Origin of the sequence: Acinetobacter sp. AS167 (genome assembly GCF_037152175.1) — a bacterium.
Taxonomy (GTDB): Bacteria; Pseudomonadota; Gammaproteobacteria; order Pseudomonadales; family Moraxellaceae; genus Acinetobacter.
The window spans coordinates 1-1,269 of record NZ_JBBCMP010000029.1 but is presented as its reverse complement, the minus strand read 5'-3'; the positions used below and the strand labels follow the sequence as shown (position 1 = coordinate 1,269).

The following is a 1,269-nucleotide window of genomic DNA, read 5'->3' as shown; positions in this document are numbered from 1 at the left end:
TGACTCTGACAGCGATTCTGACTCTGACAGCGATTCTGACTCTGACAGCGATTCTGACTCTGACAGCGATTCTGACTCTGACAGCGATTCTGACTCTGACAGCGACTCGGATTCTGACAGCGACTCGGACTCTGACAGCGACTCGGACTCTGACAGCGATTCGGATTCTGACAGCGACTCGGACTCTGACAGTGATTCTGACTCTGACAGTGATTCTGACTCTGACAGCGACTCGGACTCTGACAGCGATTCTGATTCTGACAGCGACTCTGACAGTGACTCGGATTCTGACAGCGACTCGGATTCTGACAGCGACTCGGACTCTGACAGCGACTCGGATTCTGACAGCGACTCGGACTCTGACAGCGACTCAGACAGTGATTCTGACTCTGACAGCGATTCTGACTCTGACAGTGATTCTGACTCTGACAGCGACTCGGATTCTGACAGCGACTCGGACTCTGACAGCGACTCGGATTCTGACAGCGACTCGGATTCTGACAGTGATTCTGACTCTGATAGCGATTCGGACTCTGACAGCGACTCGGACTCTGACAGCGACTCGGATTCTGACAGTGACTCGGATTCTGACAGTGACTCTGACTCTGACAGCGATTCTGACTCTGACAGCGACTCTGACAGTGATTCTGACAGCGACTCTGACAGTGATTCTGACAGCGACTCTGACAGCGACTCGGACTCTGACAGCGACTCTGACTCTGACAGTGATTCTGACTCTGACAGTGACTCGGATTCTGACAGCGACTCGGATTCTGACAGCGACTCGGATTCTGACAGCGACTCGGACTCTGACAGCGACTCGGATTCTGACAGCGACTCGGATTCTGACAGCGACTCTGACTCTGACAGCGACTCGGATTCTGACAGTGACTCGGATTCTGACAGTGACTCGGACTCTGACAGTGATTCTGACTCTGACAGCGATTCTGATGACACGACTGCACCTGATGCGCCAACTGCAGATGTTGTTAATAATGGAACGCAAGTAACAGGTACAGCAGAACCAGGTTCAACAGTGACAGTTAAAGACCAAGGCGGTAACGTATTGGGTACAGCCGTTACTGATGAAAATGGCAACTACACAGTGGATCTAACCACGCCATTAACCAATGGTGAAGTGGTCGATGTGACTGCAACAGATGTTGCTGGCAATGAATCTGAACCTACTCAAGCAACAGCTGATGATACGACTGCGCCAACTGCTCCAACAGCTGATGTTGTTAATGATGGAACGCAAGTAACAGGTAC

At 51.5% G+C, this 1,269-nt stretch carries 1 protein-coding gene and 1 pseudogene; both read left to right on the top strand.

Going from position 1 to position 1,269, the window contains the following annotated elements; translation table 11 throughout:
- Nucleotides 1-1,010, top strand: a 1,010-nt coding sequence (locus WFN33_RS20195) for a hypothetical protein (RefSeq protein WP_336954824.1), incomplete at its 5' end; no start/stop codon positions are given.
- An 11-nt stretch (nucleotides 1,011-1,021) separates the two neighbouring features.
- Nucleotides 1,022-1,269 (top strand): annotated as a pseudogene (locus WFN33_RS20190) (Ig-like domain-containing protein); the annotation flags it as partial.